General features: G+C 66.8%; 14 protein-coding genes. 8 read left to right on the top strand and 6 right to left on the bottom strand.

The genetic code is table 11. The annotated features are described in order from the left end of the window. Positions 1-63: 63 nt before the first annotated feature. The 5 genes from DTA15_RS25540 (at position 64) to DTA15_RS25520 (ending at position 6,207) form a co-directional block, all read left to right on the top strand. On the top strand, positions 64-1,167 hold the full coding sequence (locus DTA15_RS25540; RefSeq protein WP_012493203.1) for an ABC transporter ATP-binding protein: 1,104 nt from the start codon (positions 64-66) through the stop codon (positions 1,165-1,167). Positions 1,168-1,243: 76 nt separating this feature from the next. Beyond that, positions 1,244-2,290, top strand: a complete 1,047-nt coding sequence (locus DTA15_RS25535) for an ABC transporter substrate-binding protein (RefSeq protein WP_006487757.1) — start codon at positions 1,244-1,246, stop codon at positions 2,288-2,290. A 111-nt stretch (positions 2,291-2,401) separates the two neighbouring features. After that, complete coding sequence (locus tag DTA15_RS25530) at positions 2,402-3,658, top strand: ABC transporter permease (RefSeq protein ID WP_006487718.1); 1,257 nt, start codon at positions 2,402-2,404, stop codon at positions 3,656-3,658. A 37-nt stretch (positions 3,659-3,695) separates the two neighbouring features. After that, positions 3,696-4,532: an ABC transporter permease gene (locus tag DTA15_RS25525; RefSeq protein WP_012493204.1), complete on the top strand. Its 837-nt coding sequence runs from the start codon at positions 3,696-3,698 to the stop codon at positions 4,530-4,532. Positions 4,533-4,788: 256 nt separating this feature from the next. Further along, positions 4,789-6,207: an MFS transporter gene (locus DTA15_RS25520; RefSeq protein WP_006487759.1), complete on the top strand. Its 1,419-nt coding sequence runs from the start codon at positions 4,789-4,791 to the stop codon at positions 6,205-6,207. 63 nt (positions 6,208-6,270) lie between these two features. Here DTA15_RS25520 and DTA15_RS25515 read toward each other — a convergent pair whose 3' ends face one another. Further along, a complete protein-coding gene (locus DTA15_RS25515) occupies positions 6,271-8,004 on the bottom strand; it encodes a S53 family peptidase (protein WP_012493205.1) in 1,734 nt (577 codons plus the stop codon). 647 nt (positions 8,005-8,651) lie between these two features. Here DTA15_RS25515 and DTA15_RS25505 point away from each other — a divergent pair. Genes DTA15_RS25505 through DTA15_RS25495 form a run of 3 tightly spaced genes read left to right on the top strand, consistent with a single transcriptional unit; the run spans position 8,652 to position 9,846 of the window. Continuing rightward, positions 8,652-8,975, top strand: coding sequence for an ArsR/SmtB family transcription factor (locus DTA15_RS25505; RefSeq protein ID WP_006493460.1), 324 nt, complete (start codon positions 8,652-8,654; stop codon positions 8,973-8,975). Next, on the top strand, positions 8,972-9,409 hold the full coding sequence (locus DTA15_RS25500) for an SRPBCC family protein (protein WP_006487724.1): 438 nt from the start codon (positions 8,972-8,974) through the stop codon (positions 9,407-9,409). The genes DTA15_RS25505 and DTA15_RS25500 overlap by 4 nt, the downstream gene beginning before the upstream one ends. Continuing rightward, positions 9,406-9,846, top strand: coding sequence for a DUF1801 domain-containing protein (locus DTA15_RS25495; protein ID WP_006487774.1), 441 nt, complete (start codon positions 9,406-9,408; stop codon positions 9,844-9,846). The genes DTA15_RS25500 and DTA15_RS25495 overlap by 4 nt, the downstream gene beginning before the upstream one ends. A gap of 176 nt (positions 9,847-10,022) precedes the next feature. Here DTA15_RS25495 and acnA read toward each other — a convergent pair whose 3' ends face one another. From acnA to DTA15_RS25470, 5 genes are all read right to left on the bottom strand, one after another. After that, positions 10,023-12,740 (bottom strand): aconitate hydratase AcnA, encoded by a 2,718-nt coding sequence (gene acnA, locus DTA15_RS25490; protein ID WP_006493456.1) that lies wholly within the window; start codon positions 12,738-12,740, stop codon positions 10,023-10,025. 52 nt (positions 12,741-12,792) lie between these two features. Next, positions 12,793-14,244 (bottom strand): bifunctional 2-methylcitrate dehydratase/aconitate hydratase, encoded by a 1,452-nt coding sequence (locus tag DTA15_RS25485; protein WP_006487726.1) that lies wholly within the window; start codon positions 14,242-14,244, stop codon positions 12,793-12,795. 27 nt (positions 14,245-14,271) lie between these two features. Beyond that, a complete protein-coding gene (locus tag DTA15_RS25480) occupies positions 14,272-14,784 on the bottom strand; it encodes a hypothetical protein (RefSeq protein ID WP_006487782.1) in 513 nt (170 codons plus the stop codon). 230 nt (positions 14,785-15,014) lie between these two features. After that, a complete protein-coding gene (locus DTA15_RS25475) occupies positions 15,015-16,022 on the bottom strand; it encodes an HpcH/HpaI aldolase/citrate lyase family protein (protein WP_006487717.1) in 1,008 nt (335 codons plus the stop codon). A gap of 185 nt (positions 16,023-16,207) precedes the next feature. Next, positions 16,208-17,194 (bottom strand): malate dehydrogenase, encoded by a 987-nt coding sequence (locus DTA15_RS25470; protein WP_006487742.1) that lies wholly within the window; start codon positions 17,192-17,194, stop codon positions 16,208-16,210. Positions 17,195-17,204: the final 10 nt, after the last annotated feature.

The raw sequence follows: 17,204 nt of genomic DNA, 5'->3' as shown, positions 1-17,204 counted from the left end.
CGTGCGCGCCGTATAGTGGCTCGCATCTCAAAATCAATTGGCGCGGAACCAGGGGACAGCACGATGAAGTCCGATGATGTGATCGTCAGCTTTCGCGGCGTGCGGAAGACCTACGACGGCGAAACGCTCGTCGTCAAATCGCTCGACCTCGACATCCACCGCGGGGAATTCCTGACGCTGCTCGGGCCGTCCGGCTCGGGCAAGACCACCTGCCTGATGATGCTCGCCGGCTTCGAATTCCCGACCGGCGGCGAGATCCGCCTCGACGGCGAGCTGCTGAACAACGTGCCGCCGCACAAGCGCAACATCGGCATGGTGTTTCAGAACTACGCGCTGTTTCCGCACCTGACGGTCGAGCAGAACGTCGGGTATCCGCTGACGGTGCGCAAGCTGCCCGCCGGCGAGCGCGCGGAGCGTGTCGCGCACGCGCTGAAGATGGTGCAGATGGAGCGCTTCGCGAAACGCTATCCGGCGCAACTGTCGGGCGGCCAGCAGCAGCGTATCGCGCTGGCGCGCGCGCTCGTGTTCGAGCCGAAGCTGGTGCTGATGGACGAACCGCTCGGCGCGCTCGACAAGCAGTTGCGCGAACACATGCAATACGAACTGAAGGCGCTGCACGAAAAGCTCGGCGTGACCTTCGTGTACGTGACGCACGACCAGGGCGAGGCGCTGACGATGTCCGATCGCGTCGCCGTGTTCGACAAGGGCATCGTGCAGCAGCTCGACACCGTCGACCGCCTGTACGAATCGCCGTGCAACGAATTCGTCGCGAACTTCATCGGCGACAGCAACCGGCTGCGCGGCACCATCGCGCGCGTCGACGGCGAATTCTGCGAATTCCGGCTCGACGACGGCACGAAGCTTGTCGGCCGCCATATCGGCGAAGCCGCCGAGGGCGCATCCGCTGTCGCGTGCATCCGCCCCGAGCGCATGAGCCTCGCCGCGCACGGCGCGAACGGGATGAATGGCGGCGCCGCCAATTGCGTGAGCGGCGAGGCGCGCAGCCTCATCTATTTCGGCGATCACGTGCGCATGCGCTGCGCACTGCCGGGCCAGGACGAGTGCTTCGTGAAGGTGCCGCTCGGCACCGGCGCGCTCGACGCGTTCTCGCCAGGCGCCCCGGTCTCGCTTGCGTTCTCGCCCGAACACCTGCGCGTGTTCGCGTGAGCATGGATTACCCGGTTTTCCGCAGCACGTCGTCAACAACAAAGCCCACTTCCACCACGAGAGGAGAGGAACCATCATGAAACGAGCAAGCTTTACCGCGCGCCGTACGGCACTCGCGCTGGCACTGGTCGCGTTCGGCGCATCGGCCACGGCTGCCGAGCTCACGGTCGTCAACTTCGGCGGCGCGAACGGCGACGCGCAGAAGGTCGCGTTCAACCAGCCGTTCGAGAAGGCGACCGGCAACAAGGTCACGGCCGTCGAATACAACGGCGAGCAGGCGAAGGTGAAGGCGATGGTCGAGGCGAAGCACGTCAACTGGGACGTGGTCGAAGTCGAATCGGGCGACCTGAACCGCGGCTGCGACGAAGGGCTGTACGAGAAGCTCGACTGGTCGAAGATCGCGAAGAAATCCGACCTGATTCCGGAAGCGCCGCAGGTGTGCGGCGTCGGCTTCTTCGTGTGGTCGACCGCGCTGTCGTACAACGCGGACAAGCTGAAAACCGCGCCGACGGGCTGGGCCGATTTCTGGAACGTGAAGAAATTCCCCGGCAAGCGCGGGATGCGCAAGGGCGCGCGCTACAACCTCGAATTCGCGCTGATGGCCGACGGCGTCGCGACGAAGGACGTCTACAAGGTGCTCGGCACGAAGGCCGGCCAGGATCGCGCGTTCAAGAAGCTCGACGAGCTGAAGCCGTACATCCAGTGGTGGGAAGCGGGCGCGCAGCCGCCGCAGTTCCTCGTCGCCGGCGACGTCGTGATGTCGACCGCGTACAACGGCCGCATCGACGCCGCGCAGAAGGAAGGCAAGAACCTGAAGGTCGTGTGGAACGGCAGCATCTACGACCTCGACTACTGGGCGATTCCGAAGGGCTCGCCGAACAAGGCGCTGGCCGAGCAGTACATCGCGTACTCGCTGACGCCGAAGCCGCAGCAGGCGTATGCGCAGCACATCGCGTACGGCCCGACGAACGTCGCCGCGATCAAGGCGCTCGACGCGAAGACGCTCGCGAATCTGCCGAACTCGCCGGCCAACGGCAAGAACGCGGTGCTCGAGGACATCGGCTTCTGGACCGACCACAGCGACGAGCTCGAACAGCGCTTCGCCGCGTGGGCAACGAAGTAACCGGTCAGGCATCCTCACGGGTGTCGTGATGCAACCGGCCGCGCGACGCGTCGATCGCGTCGCGCGGCATGCCGCCGGAACGTGTCCGGCCGGAGAGACCAGTTGAATACGATGACGATCGCGCCTTCCTCGCCGTCGACCGCCGCGCTCAAGCGCGAGCTGAAGGTCGCCGAGGCCCGCAAGCGCACGATGGCGCTGCTGCTGGTCGCGCCGCTCGCGATTTTCCTGCTGCTGATTTTCGTCGTGCCGATCGGCACGCTGCTCACGCGCGCGGTGCAGAACCCGGAGATCGCGACCGCGTTGCCGAACACGGTCGCCGCGTTGTCGGGCTGGGACCGCAAGACGCCGCCGGCGGACGCCGCGTATGTCGCGCTCGCGGCCGACATGACGAAGGTGGCCGACAGCGAGGCGATGGGCGCGCTCGCGCGGCGCCTGAACACCGAGATTCCCGGCTATCGCTCGCTCGTCGCGAAGACGGCGCGCGCGATGCCGCTGAAGGGCGACAATGACGCGGCGCTGACGCCCGCGCAGACGCGCGCCAAATTCATCGACCTCGATGCGCGCTGGGGCGACGTCGCGTACTGGCAGTCGATCGCGAAGAACGGCAGCCAGGTGTCGCCGTTCTACCTGCTCGCCGCGCTCGATCACAAGCAGGACGGCTTCGGCCACATCGTGCAAGCCGATCCCGATCAGTCGATCTACCTCGCGATCTTCGGCCGCACGTTCGTGATCGGCGTGGCCGTCACGCTGTTCGCGCTGCTGCTCGGCTATCCGCTCGCGTACTGGATCTCGACGCTGTCGGAACGACGCGCGAACCTCGTGATGATCCTCGTGCTGATTCCGTTCTGGACGTCGGTGCTCGTGCGCGTCGCCGCGTGGATCGTGCTGCTGCAGAGCGAAGGGCTCATCAACACGGCGCTGATCGGCAGCGGGCTGATCTCGCATCCGCTGACGCTGCTGTTCAACCGCGTCGGCGTGTACATCTCGATGACGCACATCCTGCTGCCGTTCATGATCCTGCCGCTCTACAGCGTGATGAAGTCGATCCCGCCGACCTACCAGCGCGCGGCCGTGTCGCTCGGCAGCCATCCGTTCGCCGCGTTCTGGCGCGTGTACGTGCCGCAAACCTATCCGGGCGTCGGCGCGGGCGCGCTGCTGGTGTTCATCCTCGCGATCGGCTACTACATCACGCCCGCGCTGCTCGGCGGGCCGAACGACCAGATGGTCAGCTACTACGTCGCGTACTTCACGAACGTGACGATCAACTGGGGCATGGCGTGTGCGCTCGGCGGGCTGCTGCTTGCGGCGACGCTCGTGCTGTACGCGGTGTACGGGCGCTTCACGCGCACCAACGTGAGCCTCGGCTGAGCGCCGGGCACAGGGAAACGGGAAGGGGATGCCGACCATGAAACTCGCCAGGCCGCTGTTCGCGCCGCACATGTCGTTCGTCGAGCGCGCGTGGTACGTCGCGTTGCGCGTGCTCGTCGTGCTGACGCTGCTGTACCTGATCCTGCCGGTGCTCGCGATCGTGCCGCTGTCGTTCTCGTCGAGCACGTTCCTCGTCTATCCGATTCCGGGTTTCTCGATGCGCTGGTACGAGAACCTGATCGCATCGGACGAGTGGCGGATGGCCGCGAAGAACAGCTTCATCGTCGCGCCGTCGGCGACCGTCGTCGCGACCGTGCTCGGCACGCTCGCGGCCATCGGCCTGACGAAGGCCGATTTCCGCGGCAAGGGGCTGCTGATGGCCGTGCTGCTGTCGCCGATGATCGTGCCCGTCGTCGTGGTCGGCGTCGGCATGTACCTGTTCTTCGCGCCGCTCGGGCTCGCGAATACCTACACGGGGCTGATCGCCGCGCACGCGGCGCTCGGCGTGCCGTTCGTCGTGACGACGGTGGCCGCGACGCTGCAGGGCTTCAACCAGAACCTCGTGCGCGCGAGCCTGTCGCTCGGCGCGAGCCCGGTGTCGACCTTCTTCCGCGTAACGCTGCCGGTGATCGCGCCGGGCGTGATGTCGGGCGCGCTGTTCGCGTTCGCCACGTCGTTCGACGAAGTGGTCGTCACGCTGTTCCTCGCGGGCGCGGACCAGACGACGCTGCCGCGCCAGATGTTCACGGGCATTCGCGAGAACATCAGCCCGACGATCGCCGCGCTCGCCACGATCCTGATCATCTTCTCGACGAGCCTGCTGCTCGCGCTCGAATGGCTGCGCGGTCGCAATGCGCGGCGGGCAGTGTCGTAAATAACGGCGGTGGGCCGCGCGCCGTCCTGCAGGTTGCGAGACCGCCGCTCGTTGCGTCTTCATCGGTGCCGCTCGTTCGACGCGGCATGCCGAATCTTTCGTTTCGCTGACTGACGGCGCGGCCGCCTGCACGTTCGGTGCGGCTCTGCAACAATACGGCTCGCGGTGCCGCGCGTTCCGTTCTTGCCGCACGGAGCGCGCGTCGCCGCGCCGCTCAATCCGCGACGCCGCGCGTCGCTCGTCAGCCGAGCCCATCTTGTCCGAATTCGCTTCCCCCGCCGGCGCCCACGAGCCGGCCGTCAACTGGCGCGCGATGTCCGCCGTGCTGCTGGCCGTCGCGCTCGCGACGCTCGACACCGCGATCGCGAACACCGCGCTGCCCGCCATCGCGACCGACCTGCATGCGTCGCCGGCCGCGTCCGTGTGGATCATCAACGCGTACCAGCTCGCGATGGTCGCGACGCTGCTGCCGTTCGCGTCGCTCGGCGACATCGTCGGTCACAAGCGCGTGTATGTCGCGGGGCTGGCGGTGTTCACGCTGGCGTCGCTCGGTTGTTCGCTCGCGTCGACGCTGCCGATGCTGACGGCCGCGCGCATCGTGCAGGGCTTCGGCGCGAGCGCGATCATGAGCGTCAACGTCGCGCTGATCCGCGGCCTGTTTCCCGCGCATCGACTCGGGCGCGGCGTCGGCTTCAACGCGCTCGTCGTCGGCGTGTCGTTCGCGGTGGGGCCGACGATTGCGTCGCTGATCCTGTCGGTAGCCGCATGGCCGTGGCTGTTCGCGGTGAACGTACCGCTCGGCGTGTTCGCACTCGCGGTGGCGATTCCGTCGCTGCCGCAGACGGCGCGCGGCAAGCACGTGTTCGATCCGGTCGCCGCGCTGTTCAACGTGATCACGTTTGCGTCGCTGATCTTCGCGCTCGGCGAATTCGCGCAGCGCGGGCCGCTTTCCGTCGTGTTCGCGTCGGCCGCGGTTGCACTCGCGTTCGGCTGGCTGCTGATCCGCCGTCAGGCCGGGCATCCGGCGCCGATGCTGCCGGTCGACCTGTTCCGCCGGCCCGTGTTCACGCTGTCCGCGCTGACCGCCGTCTGCGCGTTCGCCGCGCAGGGCCTCGCGTTCGTGTCGCTGCCGTTCTATTTCGAAACCGTCCTGCATCGCAGCGCGGTCGAAACGGGGTTCCTGATGACGCCGTGGTCGGCGATCGTCGCGCTCGCCGCGCCGATCGCGGGGCGGCTGTCGGATCGTTATCCGCCCGGGCTGCTCGGCGCGATCGGCCTGGCGTTGCTGAGCGCGGGCATGGTGTCGCTCGCCGCGCTGCCGGTATCGCCGGGCGTCGTCGACATCGGCTGGCGGATGATGCTGTGCGGCGCGGGCTTCGGTTTCTTCCAGTCACCGAACCTGAAGGCGCTGATGTCGAGCGCGCCGCCCGAGCGCAGCGGCGGCGCGAGCGGGATCATCGCGACCGCGCGGCTGATCGGGCAGGCGACGGGCGCGGCGCTGGTCGCGCTGTCGTTCGGCATTGCGGGGCGCCACGGGCCGACGCTTGCGTTGATGCTCGGCGCGGGTTTCGCGGGCGCGGCGAGCGTCGCGAGCGGGCTGCGGCTGTTCGCGCCGTCGCATCGGGCCGGCGCACCGGTCGTGTCGGAGCGCGTGAAGGAGCCAGCGACGGAGTAGGGGGCGGGGCGGTCACAACCGGCGCACGGCAACCCTCGCCGCGCGCCGGCCTTCACGCTTCGCTCAGAACCCGCCCGACTTGATCAGCTGGTTGAGGTTCGCGATGTTTAGGCTGCCGAAGCCGGTGGTCAGATCCCAGCCGGTGCCGGCCTTGTAGCCATACCCCTGATAGCCGTTGTTGCCCGACGTGACGTCATAGCGCACGAGCGACGGATGCGACGGAATGTCCGCATAGAAGTTGCCGGCCGGGAAGCCGAGGCCGGTCCCGTTCGCCGCGAGCAGGCGGGCCCAGAAGCCCGTGAAGATCGGGGCGGCGAGGCTCGTGCCGCCGATCTGCTGCAACTGGCCGTAGTTGTAGATGTACGCGCCCGTGCTCTGCGCGGCGTCGAACGAGACGTCCGGCAACTGGCGATTGCTGCCCGACTGCCACGACGGCGCGGGCAGGATCGTGCTGACGCCGCCGCCCGTCGCCCACAGCTTGCCGTTCGAATCGAGCCCTTCGTTCCACACCGTCTCGTTCGAGAACGCACCGGCCGACGTCGTGTAGAGCGTCGTGCCGCCGATCGCGAGCACGTGCGGCGACGAAGCCGGCCACGACACCGTGTAGTTCGCGCCGTCCGGATAGCCGCGGTTGTTGCACTCGTACACGCCTTCGTCGCCCGACGATACCGAGAAGGTCTGCCCCTGCGCGGCGGCTGTCGTGAAGATCTGTTCCTCGGCGTCGAGCGTGCCGTCCGCGTTTGCATCGGTTTCGCACCAGCCGAGCGACACGTTGATCACCTTCGCGGTGTTGTCCGACACCGCGCGGTTGAATGCCTGCGTGAGGCCCGTGTTGCCGGCGGCGTTGAGGTCCGCCATGTAGAACACCAGCTTGCCGACCTGGCCGCCGGCCGAGCCGACGATCGACTGGCTGTCGAGATCCCATTCGCCCTGGCCGTCCTGGTCGTCGGTATAGCTGCCGCCCGTGCCGTTGGTCTTGACGGTCTGCGTGGAGACCGTGCCGTAGCCGTTGCTCGACGTGAACTGCTTCAGGTCCTGCAGCGTCTGCGCCACGCCGCCGATCGTGATGATGCCGACCGTCACGCCGGCCGCGGTCGGCACGCCGGTCGCGTTGTAGAGGCCCGGGAATTCCTTCGGATAGTGGCCGGTGGCCGTGCCGGCGGCGAGTGCCTGCGGCTTCGCGACGTTGCCGATGCGCAGCATCGGCCGCGCACGCGCGACACTTTGCAGCCCGAGCACCGAGCCGACGACGTCGCCGAGTGCGCGCGGCACCTGCGCGGTCGACGTGTTGGCGAAGCCCGAGCGGCCCGCGTACTCGAAGTGCACGAGCGACGTGTTGAACGCAGCCTTCACCGTGCCGGCCGTGCCGCTGGCGGAGACCAGCAGCCGGTTCGGCGCGACCTCGACATTCGTGAAGCCGCTCTTGTGCAGATAGTCGACGACCGACTTCACCTGCGCGTCGGTCGGCGCGTAGTTCGCGAGGAATTGCTCGTGCGTCAGGTACTGGCGGTAATGCGCGCTGCCGGGCCGGTTCACGTCGCGCGCCAGTTGCTTGAGCTGCGTGGCGTTGCGCAGCTTCAGGCTGACGACGACGTTGGTCGTTTCACCGGCTGCCAGTTCGAGCGACGGCGCCGCACTGCGCGCCATCAACTGCGGGCCGGTCAGAAAGGCCTTCGTGTGGGTATCGACCCAATCCGTCGTCGCATGCGCCGCAGCGGCGGCGAACACGAGTGGTGCCACGCACGCCAGGCGGCGGGGCGACGGAAGGGGAAGGGCAAACCAGGCGTTCCTTTTCATCGGGAGTCCTTTTTTAGGAGAGGCGACGTTACTGGAACCCCCGGCCCTTGTGGGGCCGCGAGCGGTGACGAGCGTAGGGCCTCGGTGCCGTTCGGGTAGCTGCCAGTTTCCATAGCTGTCAGTTCTGACAACTGGGCGCATGCGTGCGCGCGCGGCGTCGTTCACGCTGGCAATGGCGGGCGCCGTGGGCGGAACCGGTTCGCGGCACGACGGCACGGCCACGCGCGTCGCTCACACGCACGCGTCGTTCGTTGCAGCATCGGAATGTGCGCGGGCCTGGAAGGGCGCGCCGCGCGGTTGCGTGGCGTGTGCGTGTCAATGGCCGCACGCCGTATCGCACTATGTGGTCATTGGAAGCGACTCGTCAGGAACGGCTTCGTGCAGGCACAAGAACGGGGCAGGCCGAAGCCAAACGTTTCCCGAACTGTGGAACAGCCCAGCGGCCAGTCTTGCAGGCTGCTTTCGGATCGCGCGTCGCAATCGCGGATTAGAGGAAATGCTCTAATCGGGTGTCGACTCGAGCCAGTGCGACGCACGCACCCGTGGCGCGGGATCGAACGATGTCGTTCGCGAAATCCCGCCTTGACGTACGGCGATCAGCAGATATCCTTCAATCCATAACCATCGAGTTATGAATTGTGCCAGACATGCAGAACACCCACGACACGCTGTTCCGGACACTCGCCGATCCCACGCGCCGCGCGCTGTTCGAGCGGCTCTGCGCGGAGGGCGAGCTGACGGTTGCCGCGCTGACCGCCCATGCGGGCGTGTCGCAGCCGGCCGTGTCGAAGCACCTTGGCGTACTGAAGCAGGCCGGGCTCGTGAACGACCGTCACGAAGGCCGGCAGACGCACTACAGCGCGCAGCCGCAGGCGCTGGCCCCGTTGATCGACTGGACGAGCCAGATGGCGGGCTTCTGGCAGCGCCGGTTCGATGCCCTCGAAGATCTGCTCAAAAGGATGGATCAATGAACCAAGCCTCTACCGAAACGCGCTCCGTCGTCGTCGACCGCGAGCTGCCGCATCCGCCGGAGAAGATCTGGCGTGCGCTCACGCAACCGCACCTGATCGAGGCGTGGCTGATGCAGAGCGACTTCGAGCCCGTCGCGGGCCGTGCATTCACCTTTCGCGCGGACTGGGGCTCGGTCGACTGCACGGTCCTGACGATCGAGCCGCAGCGCGTGCTGTCCTATACATGGGCCGCCTATGGCCTCGAAAGCGTCGTGACGTGGACGCTCACGCCGACGCCGCGCGGCACGCTGTTGCGGATGGAGCAGGCCGGCTTCCGCACGGACCAGGAGCAGGCGTACCGCGGTGCGCAGCACGGGTGGGCACAGTTCTTCGCGTCGCTCGAACAGGTGCTGGCGCGTCCCGATCCCGATGAAGGCACGGAGGCCCGCGCATGAGTACAACCGATCTCACGCCGTCGGCGCGCATCGACGCGCTGATCGCCGGCATCGCCGACTGGCGCGGCAAGACTTTCGCGGACCTGCGCCAGACGATCCTCGACGCGCAAGCGGGCATCGTCGAGGAATGGAAATGGATGGGCAGCCCCGTATGGTCGTGCAACGGGATGATCGCAGTGGCGAACGCGCACAAGGGCAAGGTGAAGCTGACTTTCATGCACGGCGCGAAACTGCCCGATCCCGACCAGCTGTTCAACGACGGTCTCGACGGCAATGCGCGGCGGGCGATCGATTTCTTCGAAGGCGACAGGATCGACAAGCGGGCATTGAAGAACCTTGTGCGCGCGGCGATCGAATACAACCGCACGCATCTGAAGAAGAACGCGCGATCGGGTTCCTCCGCGGGCGCGAAGGTGCGAAGCAGCAAGGCGGCGTGACGCGCGAGCCGGATACCGGCGGGTGACGTCGCGCGAAAGCGGGCCGCCGCCGTGCGATCGGCGCTGCGCCGGCCGCACACCGACCGGTGCACGAAAAAAAGCCCGACACGAGGTCGGGCATCCAAATCGGCCGCAACCGCCGCGAGGCGGCTGCGGCACCTGCAAAAGCAGGGCGCTTACGCTGCGAGCAGCGAGCGCAGCACGAACGGCAGAATCCCGCCGTGCTTGTAGTAATCGACTTCGATCGGCGTATCGATGCGCAGCAGTACCGGCACGCGCTGCGTTTCGCCGTTCTTGCGATGGATCACGAGCGTGACGTCCTGCTGCGGCTTGAAGTCGTCGCCGAGGCCTTCGATGTCGTACGTCTCTTCACCGGTGATGCCGAGCGACTGGACGCTGTCCGAGCCCTTGAACTGCAGCGGCAGCACGCCCATGCCGACCAGGTTCGAGCGGTGGATCCGCTCGAAGCTGCGTGCGATCACGGCCTTCACGCCGAGCAGTTGCGTGCCCTTCGCGGCCCAGTCGCGCGACGAGCCCGTACCGTACTCTTCGCCCGCGAACACGACGGTCGGCGTGCCGGCGGCCACGTATTGCATGGCCGCGTCGTAGATCGACTGCTGTTCGCCGCTCGGCTGGTGGATCGTCAGGCCGCCTTCGACGCGCGTACCGTCCGCCTTCGCCGGGATCATCAGGTTCTTGATCCGGACGTTCGCGAACGTGCCGCGCATCATCACGTCGTGGTTGCCGCGGCGCGAGCCGTAGCTGTTGAAGTCGGCCTTCTGCACGCCGTTTTCCTTCAGCCACTTGCCGGCCGGCGAATCTTCCTTGATCGAGCCTGCCGGGCTGATGTGGTCGGTCGTGACCGAGTCGCCGAAGATGCCCAGGGCGCGCGCGCCCTTGACCGTCGGGATCGATGCAGCCGGCTCCATCGAGAAGTCGTTGCCGAAGAACGGCGGCTCGGCGATATACGTCGACTTCGGCCAGTCGTAGACCTCGCCCGTCTCACCCTCGATCTTGCTCCAGAGGTCGCCCTTCTTGGTCAGCTTCGAGTAGTTGTCCTCGAACTTCTTCGGGTCGAGCGCGAACTTGAGCAGCGCGTGGATTTCGTCGCTCGTCGGCCAGATGTCGCCGAGGTAGATGTCGCGGCCGCCCTTGCCCTTGCCGACCGGCTCGGTCATCAGGTCGCGCGTGATGTTGCCGGCGATCGCGTACGCGACGACGAGCGGCGGCGACGCGAGGAAGTTCGCGCGGATATTCGGGTGGATACGTGCTTCGAAGTTACGGTTGCCCGACAGCACGGCCGCCGCGACGATGTCGTTCTTCGTGATCGCTTCGTTCAGTTCCGGCGTCAGGTCGCCCGCGTTGCCGATACAGGTCGTGCAGCCGTAGGCCGCGACTTCGAAGCCGAGCTTCGACAGATAGGGCAGCAGGCCCGTCTTCGTCAGGTACTCGGTGACGATGCGCGATCCCGGCGCGAGCGAGGTCTTGATCTTCGGGTCGACCGTGAGGCCGGCCTCGACCGCCTTCTTCGCGAGCAGGCCGGCGGCCAGCAGCACGCTCGGGTTCGACGTGTTCGTGCACGACGTGATCGCGGCGATCAGCACGTCGCCGTTCTTCACGTCGACGCCGTTGCTCGTCGTGTACTGGGTGTTCAGGTCTTCCGCCTTCTTCGCGAAGCCGTTCTCCGCGACCGGCTTCGAGAACAGGTCGGTGAACGTCGACTTGACGTGGCCGATCTCGATGCGGTCCTGCGGGCGCTTCGGGCCGGCCAGCGACGGGGCGACCGTCGCGAGGTCGAGCGTCACCGTCTTCGTGTAGTCGATGTCGCCGGCCTTCGGAATGCCGAACAGCTTCTGCGCCTTGAAGTAGTTTTCGAACGCGGCGATCTCGGCCTTCGTGCGGCCGGTGCCTTCGAAATAGTCGATCGTCTTTTCGTCGACCGGGAAGAAGCCCATCGTCGCGCCGTATTCCGGCGCCATGTTGCCGATCGTCGCGCGGTCCGGCAGCGACAGCGACTTCGTGCCTTCGCCGAAGAATTCGACGAACTTGCCGACGACCTTCTCCTTGCGCAGCATCTCGGTGATCGTCAGCACCAGGTCGGTGGCCGTCACGCCTTCGCGCAGCTTGCCCTTCAGCTCGACGCCGACGACGTCCGGCGTCAGGAAGTACACCGGCTGGCCGAGCATGCCGGCTTCCGCCTCGATGCCGCCCACGCCCCAGCCGACCACGCCGATGCCGTTGATCATCGTCGTGTGGCTGTCCGTGCCGACGAGGGTGTCCGGGTAGTACACGGTGTCGGTGCCGTCGGCCTTCTTGTGCACGCCGCGCGCGAGGTACTCGAGGTTCACCTGGTGGACGATGCCCACGCCCGGCGGCACGACCTTGAACGTGTCGAACGCCTGCATGCCCCACTTCATGAACTGGTAGCGCTCGTTGTTGCGCTGGAATTCCAGCTTCATGTTCAGGTCGAGCGCGTCCTTCTGGCGGAAGTAGTCGATCTGGACCGAGTGGTCGACGACGAGATCGACCGGGACCAGCGGCTCGATCTTCTTCGGGTTCTTGCCCGTACGCTCGGCGACGCCGCGCATGGCCGCGATGTCGGCGAGCAGCGGCACGCCCGTGAAATCCTGCAGCACGACGCGCGACACGACGAACGGAATCTCGTCGACGCGCTTCGCGGTCGGCTTCCAGTTCGCGAGCTGCTCGATGTGCTCTTCGGTGATTTTCTTGCCGTCGTAGTTGCGCAGCACGGACTCGAGCACGATGCGGATCGACACCGGCAGGCGTTCGATCTTCGTCTTCAGCTCCTTGCCGAGTTGCGGCAGCGAGTAGAACTTGCCTTTGCCGGAACCGCTGTCGAATTCCTTGAGGGTCTTGTGGAGATTGTGGGCCATGGTGATTTTCCTGGGTTTAAGGCTAGGAAACAAAGAGTCCTGTATCTGACGGCTATATCACATACAAGTCGACGTACTCATCGACCGGCATCGCTTCGAGCTTTGCCTGGTCCAGCGACACGTCGAGAATCGCTTGTTGCTGCTTGGCCGGGAAGCGGCGGGCGAGGTTGGTCCTGAACTTCTCGACCAGCAGCGGAACACCTTCGGCGCGGCGCCGCCGATGGCCGAGCGGGTACTCGACCGCCACTTCGGCAAGCTTCGATCCGTCCGTGAACGCGATCGTCAGCGCATTCGCGATCGATCGCTTGTCCGGATCGTGGTAATCCTTCGTGAACTGCGGATCCTCGACGCACACGGTTTTCGCGCGCAGCGCGTCGATGCGCGGGTCCGCCGCGGCCGAGTCTTCATAGTCGGCCGCGGTCAGCCGGCCGAACAGCAGCGGCACGGCGACCATGTACTGGATGCAGTGGTCGCGGTCGGCCGGATTGGCGAGCGGGCCCTGCTTGTCGATGATGCGGATCGCGGCCGCGTGCGTGCGGATCGTGATCCGGCTGATGTCGTCGGTCGTGCGGCCCGCCGCGGCGAGCTGCGCGTGCAGCTGCAGCGCGGCCTCGGCGGCCGTCTGCGCATGGAATTCGGCGGGGAACGCGATCTTGAACAGCACGTTTTCCATCACGTACGTGCCGTACGGGCGCTGGAAGCGGAACGGCTTGCCGTCGAACAGCACGTCGTAGAAGCCCCAGGTTTTGGCGGTGAGCGCCGACGGATAGCCCATTTCACCCGTTTTCGCGATCAGCGCGAGGCGCACCGCGCGGGACGTCGCGTCGCCGGCCGCCCAGGATTTGCGCGAACCGGTGTTCGGCGCATGGCGGTAGGTACGCAGCGCGTGGCCGTCGACGAATGCGTTGGAGACCGCGTTGATCAACTCGTCGCGCGTGAGCCCGAGGAGCCGCCCGACGACGGCCGTCGACGCGACCTTCACGAGCAGCACGTGGTCGAGCCCGACCGCGTTGAACGAATTCTCGAGGGCGAGGCAGCCCTGGATCTCGTGGGCCTGAATCATCGCGACCAGCACGTCGCGCATCGGGAGCGGCTTCCGGCCGGCCGCGCGGGCCGTGCGGGAGAGCCAGTCGGCCGTCGCCAGGATCCCGCCGAGGTTGTCGGACGGATGACCCCATTCGGCGGCGAGCCAGGTGTCGTTGAAGTCCAGCCAGCGGATCATCGCGCCGATGCCGAACGCGGCCTGGACGGGATCGAGCTGGAAGGACGTGCCGGGCACCTTCGCACCGTTCGGCACGATCGTGCCGGGCACGACGGGGCCGAGCAGCTTGGTGCAGGCAGGGTAGGACAGCGCCTCGAGTCCGCATCCGAGCGTGTCGATCAGGCAATGACGCGCCGTCTCCAGCGCGAGCGCGCTGTCGATACCGGTGTTCAGCACGTAGTCGACGATATCGACGAGTACCGTATCCGGAGCAGGGCGGACGTTGGAGACCGGGGCGGACATCGAGGGGCCGGGAGCGGAAAAACGCGCTTAGTTCGTGGCCGGCTTCAGCTCGTTCGACTGCGTCGGTGCTGCCGTGCCTTGCGCCATTTCCGGCGTCACGCATTCGTCCGCGAGGCGCTCGCCGCCGTTCGCGTCGGAGAACAGCATCGCCTTGGTCGGGATCACGACCAGCTTGAAGCCCGCTGCCGGATCGTAGAACGTGTCGGCGCCCGTCGTCGTGGTCTGACGCGGCAGCTTGTAGTTCTTCTTCGCCCAGTGAACCGTGACGACCTGGTCGCGCTTCATGTCGCCGGCGAGGTCGAACGACAGACCTTCCTTACAGGACCACTTGACCGCGCCGTCCGGTACCGGATCGACCTTGGCCGCCGCGCGTGCCTGCGCCTTCTTGCTGCGCGGGATGATGCGCTTGGCCGGCGCCGGGCGCTTGGCCGTGGCCTTCTTCGCGGTGGTGGCCGTACCCTGGGCAAACGCGCTCGGAGCCGACACCAGCATCGTGGCGGACAAGGCGCCGATGGCGGTAGCGATCAGGAGTTTCTTCATGGAGTCAGAACCTTTCGATAATCAGTTGACAAGGGCCGGCAATCGAAACTGCCGGCCGGTTTGAAACTGCACGCGCCCCGAAAGCGCGCAGCGGCCGCTATTTTCACCTATTTGGCCGCGCATATATCAGGTTTTCGGGCTCCGTTACGTTTTTTGTCGTTTCGCAAACCTCTGTCCGGTTCGCGCATCGACGAATGCATGAAACGCGTGTATCGACAGGCGGCGCGCGCTCACGGCGCGACGCCCGCTGCGGCAGGGCCGAACAGCGGTGCGGCCTCGGATGGTACGGGTTGGCCGGTGGCCTGCGCGCGGCGCAGCACCGACCAGTAATAACGATAACTCGCGCGATCGTGCAGCGTATCACCGTGGCGCGTCGGGCCCCAGTCGGCGGCCTGCGCGGCCAGCAGGATCTCGGCGGCCAGCGTGACTTCGTCGGTGCGCGGCGCGAACGCGTCGACGATCGGGCGGATCTGCGCGGGGTGGATGCTCCACATCCGCGTGAACGCGAATTCGTCGCGCGCGCGGCACGCATCGCCGGCCACGACGCTCATGTCGCGCACCTCGGTCGTCACGTTGTGCGACGGCGTCTTGCCGTGCGCGTGACAGGCGGCGGCGATTTCCAGCTTCGCGCGGCGCACGAGCGGATGATCGAACTGGCCGGGCGAGCGCATCGCGGAATCGGGAATCGCGCCGTGGTGCGCGGACACGAAATCCATCAGCCCGAAGCTCAGCGTGCCGACCGTCGGCAGCGCGGCGAGGGCGGCCGCCTGCGCGAGCGCGCCGTGCGTCTCGATCAGCACGTCGACCGGGATCGGCTGCGCGATGCCGAGCTCGCGGCGGGTGCCTTCGATGAACGCGGTCATTTCGGCCGCGTCGGCGGCGTTCGCGACCTTCGGCAGCGTGATGTAGGCGGGTACGCGCGATGCGCGCAGCACGATGCGCACGTCGTCGCGCCAGTGCGGATGGGAAAAGTCGTGGATGCGGACGCCGACGCGGCCGAAGCGGTTCTCGGCGCTGCCGAGCAGGTCGGCGACGAGCGCCGCGTGCGCGGCCTCCTGGCCGACGGCCGCGCCGTCCTCGCAGTCGAGTGTGAGGTCGAACACGGGACCCAGCTCGGCCTGCAGCGCGAGTGACTTGCGCATCAGCTTCTCGCTGCCCGCGTAATGATCGCAGCAGGGCAGGATCGCGGGCGGGGGCGCCCCGTCGTACAGCACTTGTGCAGGAGTGAGCACGGCCATCTCTTCTACGTCAGGGAAGCGGGTCAACGTGGAGAAAATCGGATTCGGGCAGGTTCTGGGCCGGTGCGCGGCGGGCGCCGGGCGGCAAAACGTGCGCGGATCGGATCGTTCGGCAGGGCCGGCGGCTGGCCGGCCCGGACCGGAACCGGGTGGCCCGAGGGCCGCCCGGCAAAGGCGCATGATGCTTAGTTCTTCAGCAGGTGGGCGACGCCATCGCGCTCTTCGAGCAGCTCGGCCAGCGTGCCGTCCATCTTCTCGCGCGAGAACGCGTCGATTTCCAGGCCTTCGACGCGCTTGTATTCGCCGTTTTCGCAGGTGACCGGCACGCCGTAGATGATGTCTTCGGGGATGCCGTACGAGCCGTCCGACGGGATGCCCATCGTGACCCACTTGCCGTTCGTGCCGAGCACCCAGTCACGGACGTGGTCGATCGCCGCGTTGGCTGCCGACGCTGCCGACGACAGGCCGCGCGCTTCGATGATCGCCGCGCCGCGCTTGCCGACGGTCGGGATGAACGTGTCGCGGTTCCACACGTCGTCGTTGATCAGCTTCAGCAGCGATTCGCCTTCGGCGGTCGCGAAGCGGAAGTCCGGGTACATCGTCGGCGAGTGGTTGCCCCACACGGCGAGCTTCTCGATCGACGCGACCGGCTTGCCCGACTTGGCGGCGAGTTGCGACAGCGCGCGGTTGTGGTCGAGGCGCAGCATGGCCGTGAAGTTCTTCTTCGGCAGATCCGGCGCCGACTTCATCGCGATGTACGCGTTCGTGTTCGCCGGGTTGCCGACGACCAGCACCTTCACGTCGCGGCTCGCGACTTCGTTCAGCGCAGCGCCCTGAACCGTGAAGATTTCGGCGTTTGCCGACAGCAGGTCCTTGCGCTCCATGCCCTTCGAGCGCGGACGTGCACCGACCAGCAGCGCGACGTCTGCATCCTTGAATGCAACCTTCGGATCGTCGGTGATCACGACGCCCGCGAGCAGCGGGAACGCGCAATCGTCGAGTTCCATCACGACGCCTTTGACGGCGGCTTGGGCTTGCGGGAGGTCGAGCAGCTGCAGGATGACCGGCTGATCCTTGCCGAGCAGGTCGCCGTTCGCGATGCGGAACAGCAGGGAGTAAGCGATTTGACCTGCGGCGCCGGTGACGGCAACGCGCTTTGCGGGCTTAGCCATTGAAAATCTC

The organism is Burkholderia cenocepacia (assembly GCF_900446215.1).
GTDB classification, from domain to species: domain Bacteria; phylum Pseudomonadota; class Gammaproteobacteria; order Burkholderiales; family Burkholderiaceae; genus Burkholderia; species Burkholderia cenocepacia.
The sequence above is the reverse complement of the archived record's forward strand: the minus strand, read 5'-3'. Positions and strand labels throughout refer to the sequence as shown.

Coding starts and splice junctions, on each gene's coding strand:
- DTA15_RS25540 (WP_012493203.1), top strand. CDS start 64: ATGAAGTCCGATGATGTGATCGTCAGCTTTCGCGGCGTGCGGAAGACC.
- DTA15_RS25535 (WP_006487757.1), top strand. CDS start 1,244: ATGAAACGAGCAAGCTTTACCGCGCGCCGTACGGCACTCGCGCTGGCA.
- DTA15_RS25530 (WP_006487718.1), top strand. CDS start 2,402: ATGACGATCGCGCCTTCCTCGCCGTCGACCGCCGCGCTCAAGCGCGAG.
- DTA15_RS25525 (WP_012493204.1), top strand. CDS start 3,696: ATGAAACTCGCCAGGCCGCTGTTCGCGCCGCACATGTCGTTCGTCGAG.
- DTA15_RS25515 (WP_012493205.1), bottom strand. CDS start 8,004: ATGAAAAGGAACGCCTGGTTTGCCCTTCCCCTTCCGTCGCCCCGCCGC.
- DTA15_RS25505 (WP_006493460.1), top strand. CDS start 8,652: ATGCAGAACACCCACGACACGCTGTTCCGGACACTCGCCGATCCCACG.
- DTA15_RS25500 (WP_006487724.1), top strand. CDS start 8,972: ATGAACCAAGCCTCTACCGAAACGCGCTCCGTCGTCGTCGACCGCGAG.
- DTA15_RS25495 (WP_006487774.1), top strand. CDS start 9,406: ATGAGTACAACCGATCTCACGCCGTCGGCGCGCATCGACGCGCTGATC.
- acnA (WP_006493456.1), bottom strand. CDS start 12,740: ATGGCCCACAATCTCCACAAGACCCTCAAGGAATTCGACAGCGGTTCC.
- DTA15_RS25485 (WP_006487726.1), bottom strand. CDS start 14,244: ATGTCCGCCCCGGTCTCCAACGTCCGCCCTGCTCCGGATACGGTACTC.
- DTA15_RS25480 (WP_006487782.1), bottom strand. CDS start 14,784: ATGAAGAAACTCCTGATCGCTACCGCCATCGGCGCCTTGTCCGCCACG.
- DTA15_RS25475 (WP_006487717.1), bottom strand. CDS start 16,022: ATGGCCGTGCTCACTCCTGCACAAGTGCTGTACGACGGGGCGCCCCCG.
- DTA15_RS25470 (WP_006487742.1), bottom strand. CDS start 17,194: ATGGCTAAGCCCGCAAAGCGCGTTGCCGTCACCGGCGCCGCAGGTCAA.